Raw genomic sequence first — 17657 nt, forward strand, 5'->3', positions numbered from 1 at the left:
GGGTCATGTCCGGGAGTCGCCATGGTCCGCACGCTGCTCGCGCTCAAGGGTCGACTGGTTCGGGGGGCCCTCGCCCATCTGCTCGACGCCGAGGGCGACATCGATGTCGTCGGCGAGGCCGCCACGATGCACGCGCTGCGTGAGGCGCTGCGGGACGACCGTCCGGACGTCGCAGTCGTCGACGCCGACCTCGTACCCCTGCACCAGCTCGCCCGGATCGCCGCCGGCGACCCCGACGGCGGCGGGCGGCTGCTGGTCCTGGTGGAGCGGCGCCGCGCCGCCCGGGTCCGCCCGGTGCTCGCCGAGCACGGGCGACGGGTCGGCTTCCTCAGCCGGGAGGTGCCACCGCAGCGGATCGCCGAGGGCGTGCGGCTGCTCGCCCGCGGTCAGGTGGTGCTCGATCCGGAGCTGGTGGTCGCGGCGCTGGAGGTGGCCGACAGCCCCCTGACGCCCCGCGAGCGGGAGGTCCTCGACGTGGCGGCCGAGGGGCATCCGGTCCGGGACATCGCCGAGAAGCTGGCCGTGTCGGCGGGGACGGTCCGCAACCACCTCTCGCGGGTCATGGCGAAGACCGGCGCGCGGACCCGGTTGGAAGCGGTGCGGATCGCCCGGGAGTCGGGCTGGATCTGACCGGCTCCGCACCGGCCTCCCAGTAACCCACCAGCTCCCGGTACGCGGCCGACCGGGCCAGCAGCCCCGGGTGGCTGTCGAGCATCGCGTGCCCGCCGTCGAGCAGCAGCACGCGGCGGGCGCGCAGCGCCGAACTGACCCGGTGCGCGATGATCACGAGCGTGCCGGGTCGTTCGGCGAACGCCGCCTCCAGCCGCGCCTCGGTGGCCGGGTCGAGGTGGCAGGTGGCCTCGTCGAGGATCACCAGGGGCGCGGGGGAGAGCCAGGCGCGCAGCAGCGCCACCTGCTGGCGCTCCCCGGCGGACAGGCCGGCCGGGCGCAGCGTCGCGTCCAGCCCGCCGAGCCGGTCCACCAGCTCCGACAGGCCCAGCCGGGCCGCCGCCCGGACGATCGCCGGGTCCGCCAGGTCGGGCCGCAGGTAGCGGAGGTTGTCCCGGACGCTGCCGGTGAAGACGTACGCCTCCTGCGGGATCAGCACCCGCCGCCGCGCCAGCTCGGCGGCCGTCGCGCCGGCCACCGGGGTTCCGCCCACCTCCACCGTGCCGGCCTGCGGACGCAGCACCCCGGCGATCAGCGCGGCCAGGGTGGACTTGCCGATCCCGCTGGCGCCGACCACCACGAGGTGGTCGCCGTCGGGCACGTCGAGGTCGAAGCCGTCGAGCACCGGGTCGGCGTGCGGCCCGTACCGGAACGTCACGCCCCGCAGGGACAGCGCCGTCCGGCCCGGTGGCGCGGGCCGCGCCCCGCCGGCCGGCGCGGCCCCGCCGGGCGCCGGGACGGCCGTCCGCAGGAGCCGGTCCAGGGTCACGGTGAACCGCAGCCCGCCGGCGGCCACGCCCTGGACGAGGGTGTGCAGGGCGGGTTGCACCCCCCGCACGACGTAGACCAGGGCGCCCAGCACCGCGCCCGGCCCGAGGCCCTGCCGGACCAGCCACGGGGTGGCGAGCACGACCACCGGCACCGGCAGCCAGCCACCCACGGCCAGGCTGAGGCCACGGGTGACCGCCATGGCGGCGAGCCGTCGCTCCACCCGCGCCTGCGCGTCGACGTGCCGGCCCACCCAGCGCGTGACCTGCTCCCGCGCGCCGCTCACCGACACGTCGCGGTGGCCGGTGACCGCCGTGACCGCGACCCGGGTGAGGCGTTCGTCGGCGAGCACGTACTCCCGCTGGCGGGCGATCATCGCGGGCACGGCGGCCGCGAACAGCCCGAGACCGGCCAGCACCGGCACGGTGACCAGCAGGGCGACCGGGGCGGCGAGGGAGAACAGCCCGACGATCGCGGCGCACGCGGCGAACAGGAAACCGCGGACCACCGTCAGGAGGCCGGCCCAGGTGTCCCGGACGATCTCCACCTGGTGGGTCAGGCGGCCCACCGCCGCGTCGTCGACCCGGCCGCCCGTCGCGCCCGCCAGCGCGCCGGCCACCACCCGGCGCAGCAGGTCGTCGCGGAACGGCTCGACCACGTCGCCGAGGCACGCGTACGCCCGGTTCGTGCCCACGGCGCCGACCAGCACGGCGGCGGCCAGCAGCCCCAGCCAGAGCAGCCCGACCGCCGGACGCCCGGCCAGGAAGCCGGCGTCCACGGCCCGGGCGGTGAGCAGCCCGGTGAGCGCCGCCGGCAGCGCCTCGGCCGCCGACCACGCCGCCAGCCGCACGAGCGCGGCCCGCCGTGCCCGCAGCGCGGCCCGGGTCACCGCACCGACAGTGGTCACGAGCGGAACACCGCCCGGTAGGCCGGGTCGTCCCAGAGCACGGCGTGCGGGCCGACCGCGCGGATCCGTCCGGCCGCCACCCAGGCCACCAGGTCGGCCCGGGCGGCAGTGCCGACCCGGTGGCTCACCACCACCCGGGTACGCCGGTCCGCCCGGTCGGTGAGCGCCCGGTTCACCCGGTACTCGGTCACCGTGTCCAGGCTGGACGTGGCGTCGTCCAGGACGAGCAGCCGCTGGGCCCGTAGCGCGCGGGCGAGACCGAGCCGCTGGCGTTCCCCGCCCGACATGGCGACCTCGGCCAGCGGCGTGCCGTACCGGTCGGGCAGCCGCTCGACGAAGTCGTGGATGGCCGCCGCCCGGGCCACCGGCACCGGGTCGGCGCCGCAGCCGACCGCGGCGCCCACCGTCTCGCCGACCAGCACGGGCCTTTCGAACCCGTAGCCGACCGCCGCGTGCAGGGCCGCCGCCGACAGGTCGGGCAGCGGCGTCCCGTCCAGCAGCACCTCCCCGGCGTCCGGGTCGCGCAGCCGGCCGGCGACGGCGGCGAGCAGCGACTTGCCGGCGCCGGACGCGCCCACGACGGCGAGCAGGGCGCCCCCCGGCACCCGCAGGTCCACCCCGTCGAGCAGCGGCCGGCCGTCGTCGGCCCGCACGCCGACCCCGCGCAGCTCCAGGCAGCCGGGACCGGGCGGCAGGGTCCGGTCGCCGTACCGGCGGGCAGGTTCGGTGAGCACCTCGGCCGCGCGGCGGCAGCCGGCGCGTACCCGGACGGCCTTGTTGAGGGCGCTGACCACGGTGCCGAGGCCGGCGCCGAGCGCGGCGTACTGGAGGGCGGCCAGCAGGTCTCCCGGCGTCAGCCGGCCGGCGGCCAGGGCGAGCCCGCCCACCGCGACCACCGCCAGTTGCAGCGTCGGGCTGAGCACGGCGCCCCGGGTCGCGGCCCCGGCCAGCACGGTCCACGTCCGCGTGCCGTGCCGCCGCAGCTCCGCGACCGGGGTCAGCACGCGGTCGACCTCCCGTCCGGCGGTGCCGGCGGCGGCGATGGTCCGCGCGCCGGCCAGCGCCTCCACCATCAGCCCGGCCAGGTGTCCCTGGGCCCGCTGGTAGCCGGCGACCGCCGCGGACGCGTCGGCGACGAACCCGCGCAGCAGCACACCCAGCAGCAGCAGCCCGACGACGAATGTCGCGCCGAGCCAGGGATCGATCAGCGTGAGAGCCACCAGGCTGCCGACCGGCGGCAGCAGGACGGTGCCGGCCAGGACGAGGGTCGGTGCGGCCTGCCCGGCGTCGGCCACCTGGCCCACCAGGCGACCGACCAGGTCGCCCACCGGGTGGCGGGCCGCCGTGCGGGGATCGAGCGCGAGGATGTGGCGGATCAGCGCGTGGCGCAGGCCGGCGACGGAACGGGCGCTCGCCGCGCCGGTGCCGTAGTCCCTTACCACGCCCGCGCCGACCAGCAGGACGACCAGCCCGCCCACCGCGGCGAGCCAGCGGCCGGCGGACTCCCCGCCGGTGGCGCCCACGGCGGCGTCGACCGCGCGGCCCAGCGCCGCGGGCAGCGCCAGCTCGGCCGCCGCCCCGGCCACGGTGGCCACGAGCAGCGCCGGGGTCCACCAGCCGGCGGACCCGACGGCGCGCCACAGGAGCCGGTCGGCCGGGGTCATGGCACCTCCACGGGCGCGGCCCCGGACCGGCGTGAGCCGGCCCGGGGCCAGGCGAACTGTCCGTCAGTGGCAGGTGGTGAGGCTCAGCGAGCTGTCGCCGCAGAGCAGCAGGCTCGCCTGGCTGCCCCCGCCGTAGTTCTCGGTGGTCGGCAGTTCCATCGCCTGGAGGTCGAGCAGAGCCATGATCCTTCTCCTTCTGTCGTGACGGGTGTGTCGGGTCGTGGTCGTCGTGGATGGACGGCCGGGTCACTTGCAGGTGGTGATGCTCAGCGAGCTGTCGCCGCAGAGCAGCAGGCTCGCCTGGCTGCCACCGCCGGTACGCTCGGCGGCCGGCAGCTCCATCCCCTGGAGGTCGAGCAGGGCCATGTCGTGTCACCTCCTTCCGTGCGCGTCGGGTCGGACCGCCCCGGGGTGACCCCCGGGGAGCTGGTGGGGCCGGTCAGTCGCCGGCCGGTGGGGTGGGCCGGGCGGGTGCCGCGCCGGGCAGTGGCGTGAGGAACGGCAGCCGGCCCGGGCTCGCCGGCCGGGTCGCCGCGAGGGCGCTCAGCACGCCGGCGGTGCCGGTGGCCAGGTCCATGGACAGCCGCAGCAGCTGCTCGCCGGGGAAGGCGATCCCGTCCCGGTACGGCAGGGCGTGCCAGCTCAGCAGCCGGGCCTGCCGGCGAGCCGGTTCCCGCTCACCTCGCCCGGCCAGGTACGTGACGATCCCGGCGCGGCCGGCGAACAGCCCGGACTGGGCGTAGAACGGGAAGTCGGCGCAGCGGCGGATGTCCTCGGCCGCGCCGCGGAGGTCCTCGCCGCCGCGGAGGCGCAGGTACTGGTCGAGCACCAGGCCGATGCCCACGCTGCCCTCGCCCAGGTAGGGCATGGTCCGCCAGCCCTCGTTGACCTCCAGGTGGCCGGCGTCGCGCCGGACGCACCGGCGCAGGTCCTGCCGCAGCGCCGTCTCGGCGTGGTCGAGGAGGCTCTCGTCGTGGTCCAGCTCGTACATCCGCAGCAGCATCAGCGCGGTGCCGGCGCCACCCCGGAGCAGTCCGGCGTGCGGGTGGCGGCCACCGCTGACCTCGGCGACCGACTCCACGTCGCCGAGCCGGCCGACGACCACGTCGACCGCTCGCCGGGCGGCGTCGGCGTACCGCCGGTCGCCGGTGCGCCCGGCGAAGTGGGCCAGGTTGAGCGCGATGCCGGACAGGCCGCTCATGAGGTCGTCGCCCAGCTCGGTCCACGGCTCGTCGAGGCAGCGGTCCAGCAGCCGCAGCGCCTCGCCGTGGTGCCCGAGCAGGTCCAGCACGTACGCGACGCCGTGCAGCCCGTCGTAGAAGCCGAGCCGGCTGCCCGACGCGGGTTCCCGCACCCGGTCGATGAGCCACCGCTCGTGCCCGGGGTCGGTGCCGGCGCCGCTGGTGTGCAGCGCCCAGAGCACCCCGGCCGCGCCGTGGGCCAGGTTCAGCCCGCCGTCGGCGCCGGCGAACTGCCGGATGTCGCCGGGGAAGAGCCGGTCGTCGCGGTGCGGGGTGGCGCTCGCGCCGATCGCGGCGGCGAGCCGGTCCCGCAGTGCCGGCCAGTCCTCCGGGTCGGTACGCGGCCCGACCGGGTGGCCGGGCGTGTGGCCGGTTCCGGTGGCGGCCTCGCCGAGGATCACGGCGACCGACTCGTCGAGCAGCTCGCGGGGGACGGGGAAGTGCTCCGCCACCACCTCGGCCAGGTGGGCCGCCTTCTCCGGCGCCAGCCGGAGCATCGCGGTCAGCGGCAGGAAGAGGGCCAGCCGCAGGCAGGCCAGGGCGTACCGGTCCACGTCGAAGCCGGTCCGGTCGCGGGGCGCGGCGAAGGCCTGGTTGCGCAGTGCCGGCCGGGCGGCCGCCGCGGCGGGGGTCGCGACCTCGAAGTCGACGAGCGTGACGTCCCCGTCGTCGCCCACCATGATGTTGAACATGTGCAGGTCGCCGTAGACCACGCCGTGGGCGTGGATGGCGTCCACCGCCTCGGCGACCTGCCGGTGCAGGTCGAGGGCCCACCGGGTGTACGCCTCCCGGTCGGCGTCGAGATGGACCAGCGGGTAGCGCTCCACCACCAGCCGGTTCAGGGGGCGGCCCTCGACGAACGTCAGCGCCAGGAACTCGTGCCCGCCGAAGCTGAACTCGTCGTGCACGCGTACCAGGTGCGGCACCCCGGCGAGCCGGCGCAGCGTCTCGGCCTCCCGGCGCAGCCGGGTCACCGCGTCCGCGCCCGTGGCGTCCAGCCCGGCGTGCGGGCGGGCCTCCTTGAGCACCACCCGGTCCCCGGTGCGGGTGTCCCGCGCCTCGTAGAGACCGCCGCCGTTGGAGAAGTGGATGACCTTCTCGATCCGGTAGGGCAGGTCGGTGGTGGTCGCGGCGTTCCGGGCGGCCAGGTGCGGGGCGAGGAAGTCGGGCAGGGTCACCCAGTCCGGCACGTGGAAGACCGGGTCGCGCCGGTCGGGCACCAGGGTGCCGGAGGCGTCCTCGACGGCCGGCACCACCTGGCCCTCCGCCGAGATGCAGTACCGGGCGGCGAAACCGCCGTAGCGCAGGTACACCGGGCCGTCGCCGTACCGCAGGTCGCTCAGGATGTACGGCCCGGTCTCGCCGTCGAGCAGCGCGGCCAGCTCCTTGGCGGTCAGCTCCAGCTCCGCGTCGTCGCGGGGGTAGACGGTGATGAACTTGCCGCTGGCGGCCCGGCGGGCGTACTTGCTGTTGCGCATGAGCAGCATCCGCGGACCGCGCAGGTGCTTGAACGGGATGCCGCGGGGCTCGCAGTAGTCCATCACCCGGGCCAGCACCCGCTCGGCGTTGTCCAGCCGGGCCGACACGTGGATCTTCCAGCCCTGGGAGGGGAGCGAGCCGGCGACCGGACCGTGGACCAGCCAGTCGTCCTTGACCTCGCGCTTCCAGCCGGGCGCCGGCGGCCGGTCCGCCGCGTAGCCGGGGGCCTCGACGTCCGAGCTGGCGAGCGAGTCGTAGAACAGCGGATCGACCGCGCAGTACGAGTCGTACCGTTCGTCCATGTCGTCTGCCTCCACCGGCTGATCGGGTGAGGTCAATCCTGCGGACGGCGGAGGGGTGGGCAAAGTGTGATGAGTCATGACCGGCGCGTGATTTTCACACCCCGAAATCGTGACAACGGCGGAGTTTGAAATCGCGAATGCGGCGCCACCAGTGCGGGCGTCGGCCGCCGGTGCCGCCGGAACGAGCGAGGACCCGCACCGGCCGGGCCGGTGCGGGTCCTCTGGTGTCGCCGGTGCGGCCGGGCGACTGCCGGCCGCGTCGTTCTCAGTAGACGGTCACGCCGTACGCGCTCGCCGCCTCGGTGACCGGCTGGTAGAAGGTGGTGCCGCCGGTGCGGCAGTCACCGCTGCCGCCGGAGGTGATGCCCAGCGCCTTGGTGCCGTCGTAGAGCGGGCCGCCCGAGTCGCCCGGCTCGGCGCAGACGGTGGTCTGGATCATGCCCCGGACCGTGCCGCCGCCCTGGTAGCGGACCGTCACGTTCAACGCGGTCACCGTGCCGCTGTGGGTGCCGGTGGTCGACCCGGTCCGCTTCACCGACTCACCCACGACGGCGTTCGCGGCGGTGTAGCCGCCCGGGTGGCTGAGCGCGGCGTTGTCGTAGCGGACCAGGGCGTAGTCGTTGCCCGGGAAGCTGGAGCTGATGGTCGGGCCGATCAGGGTCTTGAGCCCCGAGTCGGTGTACCAGGTCTTGGCGACGTTGCCGCAGTGCCCGGCGGTGAGGAAGTAGTAGACGTTCGACTTCACCACGTTGAACCCGAGCGAGCAGCGGTAGCCGCCGCCGTAGATGGCGTTGCCGGCCGACAGCAGCGGGCGGAAGGTGCCGCGGGCCCGGTCGACCCGGATGGCGCCCGCCTCCGTGCCGGCCTTCCTCTTGATGGTGGCGACCTCGGCGGCGGAGACGCTGTCGTCGGCGGTCACCACGACGCGGCCGGAACCGGCGTCCACACGCCAGGCGATGCCCTGCACGCCGGAGGCCGCGACGGCGGCGTCGGCGCGGGCCAGCTGGTCGGCGGTGAAGCTCGGTGCGGCCGACGCGGCGCCGGGAACGGCGAAGGCGCCGGCGGCCACCAGGCCGACGGTCGCGGCGAGCAGGGGGGTGAGTCGGCGGATTCTCACGGTCTTCTCCTCGGACGGTGAAGGCCGCCGGTTGCGTCGGCGTCCATGCCGTGTCGCCGGGGTCGGTTCGGGGCTCGACCGCGACGAACGCTGTAGCGGCGAGTATCCACCCGGGTCGATGCCGGGGCAAGGGGCCGGCGGCGCGCCGTCCGCTCCTGACTAGGGTGGGCCGCGGGAGGTGCGGCGACCATGGTCGAACTGAGCGGCGACGCGCGGGACGGACTGGAGGCGGTGGTGCCCGGCGGGGTGACCACCCGGGCCGCGGACCGGCTCCGGCTGGCCCACGACGCGTCGCACTACCTGCTGCACCCGAGCGCCGTGGTCACGCCGGCCGACGCCGACCAGGTCGCCGCCCTGCTGCGGCACAGCCGCCGCACCGGCACCCCGCTGACGTTCCGCTCCGGCGGCACCAGCCTCAGCGGCCAGGCGGTCACCGACCGGCTGCTTGTCGACACCCGGCGGCACTTCCGCGACCTCGACGTCCTCGACGAGGGCCGGCGGGTGCGGGTGCAGCCCGGGGTGGTGCTGCGGCAGGTCAACGCGCGGCTCGCCCCGTACGGCCGCAAGCTCGGCCCCGACCCCGCCAGCGAGTCCGCCTGCACCGTCGGCGGGGTGGTCGCCAACAACTCCAGCGGGATGACCTGCGGCACCGAGTTCAACACCTACCGCACCCTGGAGTCGCTGCTGCTGGTGCTGCCCAGCGGCACCGTGCTCGACACCGGCGCCCCCGACGCCGACGCCCGGCTGCGCGCCGCCGAGCCGGAACTGCACGCCGGCCTGCTGCGGCTGCGCGACCGGGTCCGCGGCAACCCCGACTCGGTGCGCCGGGTCCGCGCCCAGTACGCCATGAAGAACACCATGGGGTACGGGGTGAACGCCTTCCTCGACCACGACGAGCCCGCCGACCTGCTGACCCGCCTCGTCGTGGGCAGCGAGGGCACCCTCGCCTTCGTCGCGGCGGCGACGTTCCGCACCGTACCCGTGCACCGGCACGCCGCGACCGGCCTGCTGGTCTTCGACACCCTGGGCGCGGCGATGGCCGCCATGCCGGCGCTGGTGGCCGCCGGGCCGGCGGCGATCGAGCTGCTCGACGCGGCCGCCCTGCGGGTGGCGCAGCGGGACCCGCGGGCGGACGCCGCGCTGCGCGGCCTGCCGGTGCGCGACCACGCGGCGCTGCTGGTCGAGTGGCAGGAGTCCGACCCGGAGGCGCTGGCCGAGCGGGTCGCCGCCGCCCGGCTGGTCCTGGCCGACCTGCCGCTGACCACCCCGGCCCGGCTCAGCGGCGAGGCCGCCGCCCGCGCCGCGCTCTGGCACATCCGCAAGGGCCTGTACGCGGCGGTGGCCGGCGCCCGCCCGTCCGGCACCACCGCGCTGCTGGAGGACATCGCCGTCCCGGTCGAGGCACTCGCCGGCACCTGCGCCGCGCTCGCCGACCTCTTCGACAGGCACCGGTACGAGGAGAGCGTCATCTTCGGCCACGCCAAGGACGGCAACCTGCACTTCATGCTCAACGAGCGGTTCGCCGACGGCGCGGCCCCGGCCCGCTACGCGGACTTCACCGAGGAGATGGTCGACCTGGTCCTCGGCCACGGCGGCACGCTCAAGGCCGAGCACGGCACCGGCCGGGTCATGGCCCCGTACGTGCGCCGCCAGTTCGGCGACGAGCTGTACGCGGTGATGCGCGAGGTCAAGACGCTGTGCGACCCGGACGGCGTGCTCAACCCGGGCGTGCTGCTCAGCGACGACCCGGAGATCCACATGCGGCACCTGAAGACCGTGCCGACCGTGGAGGAGGAGGTGGACCGCTGCGTCGAGTGCGGCTACTGCGAGCCGGTCTGCCCGAGCCGCGACCTCACCACCACCCCGCGGCAGCGGATCGTGCTGCGCCGGGAGATCGCCGCCGCCCGCGCCGACGGGAACCCGGCCCTGGCCCGCGAGCTGGAGAAGGCGTACGACTACGACGCGGTGGACACGTGCGCCGTGGACGGCATGTGCGCCACCGCCTGCCCCGTCCTCATCAACACCGGCGACCTGGTGCGGCGGCTGCGGGCCGACCGCACCGGCGGGGTGGCGCAGGCCGGCTGGCGGGGCGCCGCCCGCGGCTGGGGCGCCACCACCCGGGGCATGGCCCGCGGGCTCGACCTGGCCGGCGCGCTGCCGCCCGCGCTGCCCGAGGCCGCCACCCGGGCCGCTCGCGCGGTCCTCGGCGCCGACCGGGTGCCGCAGTGGCGGCGTGACCTGCCCCGGGGCGGCCGGCCGCGCCGCCCCCGCCCCGCCGACGAGCCGGACGCCGTCTTCGTCCCGTCCTGCCTCGGCACCCTGTTCGCGCCCGCCGAGGGCGGCTCCGGCGTGGCCGCCGCCCTGCTCACCCTCGCCGACCGGGCCGGCGTACGCCTGCTCGTGCCCGAGGGGATCGGCAGCATGTGCTGCGGCACGCCCTGGTCCTCGGAGGGCCTCACGTCCGGCTACGAGGCGGTGCGCGACCGGGTGCCGCCGGCGCTGCTCGCGGCCAGCCGCGACGGCGCGCTGCCGCTGGTCAGTGACGCCGCCTCCTGCACCGAGGGCTTCGCGAAGCTGCTCGCCGGGGCCGGCGACCTGCGCGTGGTCGACGCCGTCGCGTACGCGGCCACCGAGTTGCTGCCCCGGCTCACCGTGCGCCGCCGGCTCGGCTCCCTCGCGCTGCACCCGACCTGCTCGTCCACCCGGCTCGGGCTGGACGACGCCCTGCTCGCCGTGGCCCGCGCCGTCGCCGACGAGGTGGTGGTGCCGGACGGCTGGCAGTGCTGCGGCTTCGCGGGCGACCGGGGGCTGCTGCACCCCGAGCTGACCGCGTCGGCCACCCGCGCCGAGGCCGCCGCCGTAACCGCCCGCTCCTTCGACGGGTACGCCTCGGTCAACCGCACCTGCGAGATCGGCATGGCCCGGGCCACCGGGCAGCCGTACCGTCACCTGCTCGAACTGCTGGCCGACGCGACCGCCTGACGGCGGCGGGTAGCATCCCACGACGTGCTGCGCAACTGGTGGATGGCCGGTCTGATGCTGGTGGTCGGGGCGCTCGCCGCGCGCAGCGCGGCCACCCCGGTGGTGGGGGCCGTCGAGTTCCTGGTCTTCGTGGTGGTGGCGGCGCTCTTCTCGCCGCTGGCGTTCCCGCGATCGCTGCCCGCCGCCGAGGCGCGGGAGCGCAGCGCCCGTGACGGCCGGCCGGTGGTCTACTGGCGACCCGGCTGCCGCTACTGCCTGCGCCTGCGACTCCGCCTGGGTCGCCGGGCCGGCCGGGCGCACTGGGTGAACATCTGGCGCGACCCGGACGGGGCGGCGGCGGTCCGGGCGGTCACCGGAGGCGACGAGACGGTCCCGACCGTGGTGCTGGGCGACGAGGCCGTGGTGAACCCGGAGCCGGGCTGGTTGCGCGACCGCCTGCCGTCCTGACGGAGCGGGCGGTGGACCGGCAGACTGGTGCCGTGGACGGGATACGGGAACTGCTCGGGGTGGATGTGCCGGTGGTCGCGGCGCCGATGGCCGGCGGGCCGACCACCACCGGGCTGGCGACGGCGGTGGGCGCGGCCGGGGCGTTCGCGTTCCTGGCCGCCGGCTACAAGACGCCGGAGGCGGTGGCGGCGGAGGTCGCCGACCTGCGCGGCAGCGGCCGGCCGTTCGGGGTGAACGTCTTCGTGCCCACCCCGGTGCCGGTGGCGGAGGCGGAGTTCCGCCGCTACGCCACCCGCATCGCCGCCGAGGGCGCGCCCTACGGCCTGGACCTGGCGGCCGCCCCCCGCACGGAGGACGACGACCACTGGGCGGCGAAGCTCGACCTGCTGCTCGCCGACCCGGTGCCGGTGGTCAGCTTCACGTTCGGCCTGCCCCCGGAGGCGGTGGTCCGGGACCTGCGGCGCGCCGGCAGCCGGGTGCTGGTCACCGTCACCGACCCGGCCGAGGCGGCGGCCGCGGCCGACCTCGGGGTGGACGGGCTGGTCGCGCAGAGCGGGGCCGCCGGCGGGCACCTCGGCACCTTCACGCCGGACGCCCCGCCGCCGCTCCGCCCGCTGCCCGACCTGCTCGCGCTGGTCGCCGAGACCGGCCTGCCCGTGCTGGGCGCGGGGGGCGTCGGCGGCCCCTCGGACGTCCGGGCGGCGCTCGCCGCCGGCGCCGCCGGCGTGCTGGTCGGCACGCTGCTGCTGCGTGCGGACGAGAGCGGCGCCGGCCGGACCCACCGCGATGCCCTCGCTGACCCGGCACGCGACCGGACCGTGGTCACCCGCGCCTTCACCGGCCGCCCTGCGCGCGGGCTGCGCAACGACTTCATCGACCGGCACGAGGCGGCGGCCCCGCTGGGCTACCCCGCGCTGCACCACCTGACCCGGCCGCTGCGCGTCGCCGCCGCCGGGGCCGGGGACGCCGACCGCCTGCACCTGTGGGCCGGCACCGGCTGGCGCGGCGCCCGGGCCGCTCCGGCCGCCGACATCCTCGCGGACCTGACCCGCACGCTCTGACCCGCACGGCCGTGGTGGCGTCGATCCCCGGGCGGGGAGGGGCGGACGGGTCTACGGTGCGAGAGGGGACCGGGCGGCGGAACGGGGGTGGGTGCGATGTCCGCAGCGCCGCTCTCCGGACGGGTCGCGGTGGTCACCGGCGCGGCGCGCGGGATCGGCCGGGCCGCCGCCGTGGCGCTCGCCGAGGCGGGCGCGGAGGTGGCCGGGGTGGACGTGGCCGGGCCGGTGAGCCCGATCCTCGACTTCCCGCCGGCCAGCCGGGACGACCTGGCCGAGACCGGCCGGCGGGTCACCGCCGTCGGCGTACGGTGGTCCGCGCACGTGGCCGACCAGCGGGACATCGAGGCCGTGCGTGCGGTGGCCGCGGCCGTCGAGCGGGACCACGGCGGCGTCGACGTGCTCTTCGCCAACGCCGGCATCCAGGCGTTCAAGCCCCTGCTGGAGATGGTCGACCCCGACTGGCACGACCAGATCGACGTCAACCTCACCGGCACGGCCAACGTGCTGCGGGTCTTCGCCCCACTGCTGGTCCGCCGCGGCGGCGGGCGGATCGTGGTCACCTCCTCGACCCAGGGGCAGCACGGCACGACGAACGGGGCCGCCTACTCGGCGTCGAAGTGGGGTCTCATCGGGCTGGTCAAGTCGGCGGCGCTGGAGCTGGGGGCGCACGGGATCACCGTGAACGCGGTGATCCCCGGCCTGGTCGACACCACCCTGACCCGGCATCCCGACCGCTACGCGCAGGCCATCGTCGAGGGCGGGAAGACGCCGTCCGGGGACCCCGCCGCCGACGAGCGGAGCGCCGTGGAGGCGCTACGGGCGAAGACCCCGCTCGGCGTGCCGTGGGTCCGGCCGGAGGACGTCGCGCCGCTCGTGGTGTTCCTCGCCTCGGACGCCGCCCGGATGGTCAGCGGCACCTCCTTCGCCGCCACGGCCGGCGACAGCGCCCATGTGACGGCCTGACCGGCACCTCGGCGCCCGCTCCACGGGGCCGAGGCGGCCGGGTCGGGAGCCACCAGAGGGCGGCGGCTCCCGACCGTCGGGGGGCATCAGCCGGCGACCGAGGCCAGGTAGCGCTCGGCGGCGTCCGGGGTGAGGAACCAGTCCCGGAAGTCGTTCGGGTCGCTGAACCCGTTGGCGAACCGACGGGCCACCACCGGGTTGCCGGCGGCCGCGCCGAGCAGCTGCTGCACGTGCGGCGGCAGCGGTTGCAGCATGGCGTTCGTCCAGCCGGTGACGGCCTCCCCGGTCTCCGCCCAGAACCGCTCGAACGTCCGCGTCATCCAGTCCCGGTCGAACGGCCGGTCGCCGTGCTCCAGGATCGACCCCAGGTACGCGGACGCGCACTTCGCCGCGGTGTTGCTGCCCTGGCCGGTGATCGGGTCGTTGGCCACCACCACGTCGGCCATGCCGAGCACCAGCCCGCCCGAGGGCAGCTCCGCCACCGGTCGGCGCACCGTCGGGGTGTACCGCCCGGCCAGGGTGGCCCGCCCGTCGGTCAGCTCCACGTCGACGCACCGCTCGTAGATCCACGGGGTGTAGCGGCGGGCCAGGTCCAGGGTGAGCTTCAGGTGCTCGGCCGGGTCGCGCCGCTCGGTCCACAGGTCCAGCGGCCCGCCGGGCACCGCCTCCCAGAACAGGATCTCGCAGGGACCGGAGTGGGTCAGCGCGGGGATGACGAACAGCTCGCCGAGCCCGGGCACCGCGTTGAAGCTGACGTGCGGCACGGGCAGCAGCGGGTCCGGGGTCATCCCGTGCACGTACGCCACGGCCAGCCCGCGCTGCGGCGCCTCGTACACGGAGCGGGCCGGGTCGCGGTCGAAGACGCCGACCAGGTCGCCCTTGCCGGCGGCCACCACGGTCAGGTCGTAGCGGCCGAGCCGGGCCAGCCCGTCCAGGTCGCTGGTGGTGACCGTCTGGTAGAGCACCGTCCCGCCGCGCACCTCGAACAGCTCCAGCCAGTCGGCCATCTTGACCCGCTGGTCGGTGCTCTGCGCCGGCTCGTCCAGCGGGCACGCGATGCGCAGCGCCCGCTCGCCGGGCGGCGCGGAGAGCGAGACGTGCAGCCCTTCGATCCGGGGCGACCGGTCCTTCCACAGGTCCAGCCCGTACCGGCGTTCGGTGGCGAGCGCGGTGCCGAACATGGCCTGGGTGCTCATCACCCACCCCCGGCGGATCTCGTCGGGCGTCCGGGCGGACATCACGGTGACGTCGTACCCCTCCGACTGCAGGCTGAGGGCGAGCTGGAGCCCGGACTGTCCGGCCCCGACGATCAGGATTCTGCGCATGGTTCCTCCAGGGGTTGAGCTACCGCGCCGCGAGCGCGCCCGCGGTGGGCCGGGGGGTGCGGGACATGGCGTGTTCCACGACCGTCAGCAGCGCCCGCGCCACCGACGACGGGTCGCGGGCGTCGCAGGCGGTCAGGGGTACGCGGGCCGGCAGCGCGAGCGCGGCGCGGACGTCCTCGAGCGGGTGGTGCAGCACCCCGTCGAAGAGGTTCACGCAGACCACGAAGGGCACGTCGCTGTCCTGCTCGAAGTAGTTGACGGCCGGGAAGGAGGCGGCCAGGTCGCGGGTGTCGGCGAGCACCAGGGCGCCGACGGCGCCCCGGCACAGGTCGTCCCACATCGGCCAGAACCGGGGCTGGCCCGGCGTGCCGAACAGGTAGAGCACCAGGTCGGGGCCGATGGTGAGCCGGCCGAAGTCCATGGCCACGGTGGTGGTCGTCTTGTCGATGCCGGGGTCCAGCCGGTCGACGGTCTCGCTGGCCGCCGTCATCCACGCCTCGGTGTTGACGGGCGGGATCTCGGAGATGGCGCCGACGCAGGTGGTCTTGCCGACCCCGAAGCCGCCGGCGATGACGATCTTCGCCGAGGTCAGCAGCGGGCTGTCAGGCAAGCTTGCGGAGGCCATCGCGCAGTCTCTCCAGGAGGCGGAAGTCGACGTTGTCGTGGTCGGTGTGGACCAGCAGCCGGTCGGTGGCGGCCAGGTCGTCGACGACGACCCGGGTCACCCCCAGCGAGATCCCGCACACCGCGGAGAGCTCGGCCACCGAGCGCGCCGTCCGGCGGGCCTGCTCGTACAGGGAGCGGGCCTCGGGCAGCAGGCCGGCGGCGAACACGGCGTCGTAGTACGGGACCGACACCAGCGTGTGCACGAGCAGCGGCCGCCGGGTGCGGGTGCGGCCGGCGGTCAGCACGTACGGCCGGACCTTCCAGTACCTGAGCTGCATGATCCTCGTCCTCCGGCCGGTCAGCGGGCCTGGGTGGCGGTCATGCGGTGCAACTCGTGCCGGACGGCCGGGGTGAGGGCGTGCCACACGGCGCCGACGAACTGCGTCATCCGGTACGACACGACCCGCAGGTCGCAGCCGGGCGCGGCGGCCACCGCGAGGCCCGCGGACTCGCCCACCCGCATGAACAGCAGGTGCCCGCGGGGCAGCCGGACGGTCAGGTACTCGGCGGCGCCCAGGTCCAGCAGGGCGGCGCTGCGGTCGGCCATGCTGAGCAGTCCGGCGGTCAGCGCGGCGAGCTGGTCGCCCAGGTCGCGGCCGACGCCCCGCGAGGCGGCCAGTTGCAGGCCATCCAGCGACACCAGCATGGCGTGGCTGACCCCGGGCACGTCCTCGACGAACTGCCGGATCAGCCAGGCGCAGTCGGGCGTCCCGTTGCCCGCGCCGGTTCCCGGGTACGCGTGGGTCATCACTGCCGTCCTTCTCCGTCGGTGGGGGTGCGGGCGTCGCTGACGCCGGCCGCGAAGGCGGCCGTCTCGTCGGGCCACGCCTCGGGTGGGGAGCCCGTGCCGGTGTCGGCGGCGGGTCGGGGCGCCGGGACCCGGTCGCGGACGCTCTCGGGCACCCGCCGGGGCAGCCCGGTGGTGGGCGGCCCGGCGGTGGGCGGCGGCTCGCCGGCCGGCGCGTCGAGGGTGGCCAGCCGGACGGTCGGGGTGTCGGCGCCGTGGTGGGGCGTGGCCATCGGCGTGCTCCAGGGATCGGTTCGGTGCCCGGCCGGCGGCCAGGCCGGCGGCGGCGCGGGCGCCGCGGCGGCCGGGCCGGGGGCGGGGATCTCGCAGAGCAGCGCGCCGGGGACGGCCACGGTCGCGGTGGTCCCGCCGGCGGGCCGGGTGGTGAGGGCGACCCGCAGCCGGTGGGCGACGGCCAGGTGGGCGACCACGGCGAGCCCGAGGTGGGCCGCGGGGTCGAGGGCGACCGGGGTGGCGGGCCGGCCGCTGAGCAGGGCGTTGAGCTGGGTCAGGTGGTCGGGGTGCAGCCCCACCCCGGCGTCCTCGACCCGCAGCAGGACGCCGCCGTCCTCGGTGACGAACGCCGACACGGTCACCGGGGCGGTGGGCGGGGAGAACCGGGTGGCGTTGTCCAGCAGTTCGGTGAGCACCCGGATCACGTCGTCGGCGGCGAACTCGACCACTGCCAGTTCGACCACGTGTCCGACCCGGATGCGCGGGTAGTGCTCGACCGCCGAGGCGGCGGCCCGGACCACGTCCACGAGGGGGACGGTCTGCGGGTCGGCGTCCTCGACCCGGCGGCCCAGCAGCACCTGGAGGTTCTCCGCGTGCCGCCGGATCCGGGTGTTCGCGTGGTCGATGCGGTAGAGCCGCTCCAGCCGTTCCGGGTCCTGCTCGTCGGCCTCGACGGCCTCCAGGTGGGCGCCCATCTGGTACGCCGAGGCGAGGATCCGGAGGGCGAACTGCTCGCAGATCGCGGGCCACGGGCCGGGTCCGCGCTCCTCCGGCGGTGGTGCTTCCGGTGTCTCAGGTGGAGCGACGTCCCACCGGGCGACAGTCGGATCCAACCAGCGTGCCGCCCGCTGCCGCCAGGTGCTCCGCCGGCTGATGTCGGTGCTTCTCACGAAAAAACCGGCCTGTCCGTGATCTTCGGCTCTGGCATGGTGCAGCAGTCAACCACCGGGTGTGCGCCGATTGCAACGGTGCAGACCAACTTGGGAAGGTTTTCACACACCGGTCGCCGCGCTGCCACAGTTGGGTCATCGGTCCCCGGCCGCGA

16 protein-coding genes are annotated in these 17657 nt (G+C 76.1%); 5 read left to right on the forward strand and 11 right to left on the reverse strand.

Going from position 1 to position 17657, the window contains the following annotated elements:
- The first annotated feature begins 21 nt into the window (after positions 1-21).
- Positions 22-630 (forward strand): response regulator transcription factor, encoded by a 609-nt coding sequence (locus tag GA0070603_RS02130; protein ID WP_091306265.1) that lies wholly within the window; start codon positions 22-24, stop codon positions 628-630.
- Here the strand turns inward: GA0070603_RS02130 and GA0070603_RS02135 are convergent.
- The 6 genes from GA0070603_RS02135 to GA0070603_RS02160 all read right to left on the reverse strand — a co-directional run bounded on the left by GA0070603_RS02135 (position 560) and on the right by GA0070603_RS02160 (position 8147).
- Positions 560-2344, reverse strand: coding sequence for an ATP-binding cassette domain-containing protein (locus tag GA0070603_RS02135; protein ID WP_091306268.1), 1785 nt, complete (start codon positions 2342-2344; stop codon positions 560-562). The two genes, GA0070603_RS02130 and GA0070603_RS02135, sit on opposite strands and share 71 nt — an antisense overlap.
- The gene (locus tag GA0070603_RS02140; RefSeq protein WP_091306270.1) at positions 2341-4008 is read right to left on the reverse strand and encodes an ABC transporter ATP-binding protein; all 1668 of its coding nucleotides are present in this window, start codon (positions 4006-4008) and stop codon (positions 2341-2343) included. The genes GA0070603_RS02135 and GA0070603_RS02140 overlap by 4 nt, the downstream gene beginning before the upstream one ends.
- Positions 4009-4071: 63 nt before the next feature.
- Positions 4072-4191, reverse strand: coding sequence for a SapB/AmfS family lanthipeptide (locus GA0070603_RS02145; protein ID WP_091306273.1), 120 nt, complete (start codon positions 4189-4191; stop codon positions 4072-4074).
- Between the two features lie 63 nt (positions 4192-4254).
- Positions 4255-4374, reverse strand: a complete 120-nt coding sequence (locus tag GA0070603_RS02150; RefSeq protein ID WP_088961894.1) for a SapB/AmfS family lanthipeptide — start codon at positions 4372-4374, stop codon at positions 4255-4257.
- A 73-nt stretch (positions 4375-4447) separates the two neighbouring features.
- Positions 4448-7030, reverse strand: a complete 2583-nt coding sequence (gene lanKC, locus GA0070603_RS02155; RefSeq protein WP_091306275.1) for a class III lanthionine synthetase LanKC — start codon at positions 7028-7030, stop codon at positions 4448-4450.
- Positions 7031-7295: 265 nt separating this feature from the next.
- Entirely contained in the window at positions 7296-8147 is an 852-nt protein-coding gene (locus GA0070603_RS02160; RefSeq protein WP_091306278.1) for a S1 family peptidase, read from the reverse strand.
- Positions 8148-8336: 189 nt separating this feature from the next.
- Between GA0070603_RS02160 and GA0070603_RS32310 the strand changes: the two genes are divergently transcribed.
- The 4 genes from GA0070603_RS32310 (at position 8337) to GA0070603_RS02180 (ending at position 13600) form a co-directional block, all read left to right on the forward strand.
- Positions 8337-11129, forward strand: coding sequence for an FAD-binding and (Fe-S)-binding domain-containing protein (locus GA0070603_RS32310; protein ID WP_091306281.1), 2793 nt, complete (start codon positions 8337-8339; stop codon positions 11127-11129).
- A gap of 24 nt (positions 11130-11153) precedes the next feature.
- A complete protein-coding gene (locus GA0070603_RS02170) occupies positions 11154-11576 on the forward strand; it encodes a glutaredoxin domain-containing protein (RefSeq protein WP_244282354.1) in 423 nt (140 codons plus the stop codon).
- A 32-nt stretch (positions 11577-11608) separates the two neighbouring features.
- A complete protein-coding gene (locus tag GA0070603_RS02175) occupies positions 11609-12637 on the forward strand; it encodes a nitronate monooxygenase (protein ID WP_244282355.1) in 1029 nt (342 codons plus the stop codon).
- 96 nt (positions 12638-12733) lie between these two features.
- On the forward strand, positions 12734-13600 hold the full coding sequence (locus GA0070603_RS02180; RefSeq protein ID WP_091306283.1) for an SDR family NAD(P)-dependent oxidoreductase: 867 nt from the start codon (positions 12734-12736) through the stop codon (positions 13598-13600).
- An 86-nt stretch (positions 13601-13686) separates the two neighbouring features.
- On the opposite strand, the gene GA0070603_RS02185 is transcribed toward GA0070603_RS02180, so the two are convergent.
- From GA0070603_RS02185 to GA0070603_RS02205, 5 genes are read right to left on the reverse strand one after another with little or no spacing between them, the layout of a single operon-like run.
- Positions 13687-14925, reverse strand: a complete 1239-nt coding sequence (locus GA0070603_RS02185; protein WP_091306286.1) for a styrene monooxygenase/indole monooxygenase family protein — start codon at positions 14923-14925, stop codon at positions 13687-13689.
- Between the two features lie 19 nt (positions 14926-14944).
- Positions 14945-15550 (reverse strand): GTP-binding protein, encoded by a 606-nt coding sequence (locus GA0070603_RS02190; protein ID WP_208862782.1) that lies wholly within the window; start codon positions 15548-15550, stop codon positions 14945-14947.
- Entirely contained in the window at positions 15528-15869 is a 342-nt protein-coding gene (locus tag GA0070603_RS02195; protein WP_091306288.1) for a DUF742 domain-containing protein, read from the reverse strand. Before GA0070603_RS02195 ends, GA0070603_RS02190 begins: the two co-directional genes overlap by 23 nt.
- Before the next feature lie 20 nt (positions 15870-15889).
- Positions 15890-16339 (reverse strand): roadblock/LC7 domain-containing protein, encoded by a 450-nt coding sequence (locus GA0070603_RS02200; RefSeq protein ID WP_091306291.1) that lies wholly within the window; start codon positions 16337-16339, stop codon positions 15890-15892.
- Positions 16339-17502, reverse strand: coding sequence for a sensor histidine kinase (locus GA0070603_RS02205; protein WP_139131787.1), 1164 nt, complete (start codon positions 17500-17502; stop codon positions 16339-16341). Before GA0070603_RS02205 ends, GA0070603_RS02200 begins: the two co-directional genes overlap by 1 nt.
- Positions 17503-17657: the final 155 nt, after the last annotated feature.

Source organism: Micromonospora chersina, assembly GCF_900091475.1.
Classification (GTDB): Bacteria; Actinomycetota; Actinomycetes; order Mycobacteriales; family Micromonosporaceae; genus Micromonospora; species Micromonospora chersina.

Excerpts from the sequence above, each read along its gene's own strand:
- GA0070603_RS02130 (WP_091306265.1), top strand. The coding sequence starts at position 22 with ATGGTCCGCACGCTGCTCGCGCTCAAGGGTCGACTGGTTCGGGGGGCC.
- GA0070603_RS02140 (WP_091306270.1), bottom strand. The coding sequence starts at position 4,008 with ATGACCCCGGCCGACCGGCTCCTGTGGCGCGCCGTCGGGTCCGCCGGC.
- GA0070603_RS02145 (WP_091306273.1), bottom strand. The coding sequence starts at position 4,191 with ATGGCTCTGCTCGACCTCCAGGCGATGGAACTGCCGACCACCGAGAAC.
- GA0070603_RS02150 (WP_088961894.1), bottom strand. The coding sequence starts at position 4,374 with ATGGCCCTGCTCGACCTCCAGGGGATGGAGCTGCCGGCCGCCGAGCGT.
- lanKC (WP_091306275.1), bottom strand. The coding sequence starts at position 7,030 with ATGGACGAACGGTACGACTCGTACTGCGCGGTCGATCCGCTGTTCTAC.
- GA0070603_RS32310 (WP_091306281.1), top strand. The coding sequence starts at position 8,337 with ATGGTCGAACTGAGCGGCGACGCGCGGGACGGACTGGAGGCGGTGGTG.
- GA0070603_RS02180 (WP_091306283.1), top strand. The coding sequence starts at position 12,734 with ATGTCCGCAGCGCCGCTCTCCGGACGGGTCGCGGTGGTCACCGGCGCG.
- GA0070603_RS02185 (WP_091306286.1), bottom strand. The coding sequence starts at position 14,925 with ATGCGCAGAATCCTGATCGTCGGGGCCGGACAGTCCGGGCTCCAGCTC.
- GA0070603_RS02190 (WP_208862782.1), bottom strand. The coding sequence starts at position 15,550 with ATGGCCTCCGCAAGCTTGCCTGACAGCCCGCTGCTGACCTCGGCGAAG.
- GA0070603_RS02195 (WP_091306288.1), bottom strand. The coding sequence starts at position 15,869 with ATGCAGCTCAGGTACTGGAAGGTCCGGCCGTACGTGCTGACCGCCGGC.
- GA0070603_RS02200 (WP_091306291.1), bottom strand. The coding sequence starts at position 16,339 with ATGACCCACGCGTACCCGGGAACCGGCGCGGGCAACGGGACGCCCGAC.